This window comes from Methanocorpusculum bavaricum DSM 4179 (genome assembly GCF_000430905.1).
Lineage (GTDB): Archaea > Halobacteriota > Methanomicrobia > Methanomicrobiales > Methanocorpusculaceae > Methanocorpusculum > Methanocorpusculum parvum.
Genome location: NZ_KE387270.1, coordinates 1 through 1,498, shown reverse-complemented (window position 1 = coordinate 1,498; position 1,498 = coordinate 1). Strand labels below are relative to the sequence as shown.

Annotated in this window: 2 protein-coding genes; both read right to left on the bottom strand. The window is 45.7% G+C overall.

Annotated elements, in window-relative coordinates:
- On the bottom strand, positions 1-266 hold a 266-nt coding region (locus H575_RS07835; RefSeq protein ID WP_042700469.1), incomplete at its 3' end, for a tetratricopeptide repeat protein.
- 2 nt (positions 267-268) lie between these two features.
- Positions 269-1,453, bottom strand: coding sequence for an AAA family ATPase (locus tag H575_RS07830; RefSeq protein WP_042700467.1), 1,185 nt, complete (start codon positions 1,451-1,453; stop codon positions 269-271).
- Positions 1,454-1,498: the final 45 nt, after the last annotated feature.

Genomic DNA, 1,498 nt, shown 5'->3' with positions numbered 1-1,498 from the left:
TTGTACCAATATATCGCCTTGTTCAGATCTTTCTCCACTCCCTTTCCATTTTCATAACACACCCCAAGATTGTTTTGCGCTTCTGCGTTTCCCTGTTCTGCTGCTTTTGTGTACCAATATGCCGCCTTATCCAGATCTTTCTCCACCCCCTCTCCATCTTCATAACTCGCTCCAAGATTGTTTTGTGCGTGTGCATCTCCCTGTTCTGCTGCTTTTGTGCATTGTTCCACTGCTCGTTTTTCCTTATTAAAAAAGCTAAATGCCATCTTTACACTTCACCACACTCAATGTTCCATTGTTCGTATCGCTCAAGCTTATTTTTTGTTATTGGTGAGCGGATCTTCATAAAAGCCTCACTAAAATCATCCTCAGCAAGAGGTCTCGTCACCAAACTTCTTCTTTTCAGTTCATCAAATGGCAGCTCAGCCATTTTATACAGATCAGGATTCACCGTATGGATCATCGTCCATATCGCCTGCTGACAGAAGTTGGAAAGATCACGTCCCGAATAGAGCATCTCCACACATTTTTCGGAAATCCTGTCCAGAGAAACTCCTGAGATGTCCATACCCTTTGTCTGGATCCTGATGATCTCCTTACACGCTTTCTGATCAGGAAGGGGAACATAGATCCTTCTTGGGAAACGGGACAAAACTGCTGTATCCAGATCCCACGGGGTATTTGTCGTTGCAAGAGTCAGGAGAAGCTGATCGCTTTTCTTGTCGGAAAGACCGTCCAACTCACTAAGAAGACTGGAGAGGACTTTGCGCGTCGCCTCACTTGTTTCCCCGTCCCTGGACTGACTGAGAGCATCGAACTCATCAATGAAAACGATCGAGGGTGCGTATTTCCGTGCCGAGGTGTAAAGAGCGGAGATGAGTTTTGAAGATTCACCGAAATATTTTGAGAGCACACTCTCCGATTTCACATCATAGAATGTTGCATCCAGACTTCCTGCCGACGCAGCCGCTAGAAGAGTTTTCCCGGTCCCAGGAGGTCCAAAGAGAAGAATGCCTTTCCAGGGTTTGATGGATTCGGGTTTTTGCAGACCGGCGATCACCACCGTTTCCATCATCAGTTTTTTTACAGAATCAAGCCCGCCGATATCTGACCAGGTTACTTTTGAAGAGGTGATGAGGGAGTTCGCTTTTTGCAGAAGGTCATCACGCTCTTCTTCGATCTCACCATTGTTTTTGGTCATCCCGGGAGTGATTGTGTTTTTGGCAGATGTTTTCTGTGTCTTTCCCTTGGAAATGGCATCCCATCTTCTTGCCTGTTCTTCGAGTTCTTTTCTCCGGGACACATTGATCTTTGCAAGCTCCTGATTGAGTATGGCGATCTCTCCAGCTTTTTCCCTGGAACCTTGGATGTCGTTTTTACTCTTGAGCTGATGATACTCTGCAGTTGTTTTTTTCAGTGCATCGTAAAGAGGGCCGCTTAGATCGATTTTCATTCCAGTTTCCTCCCGCAGTTGTTACAATACTTCTGATTGTTTTGG

Bases quoted from the DNA above. Each gene is read 5' to 3' on its own strand.
- H575_RS07830 (WP_042700467.1), bottom strand. From the start codon at position 1,453: ATGAAAATCGATCTAAGCGGCCCTCTTTACGATGCACTGAAAAAAACA.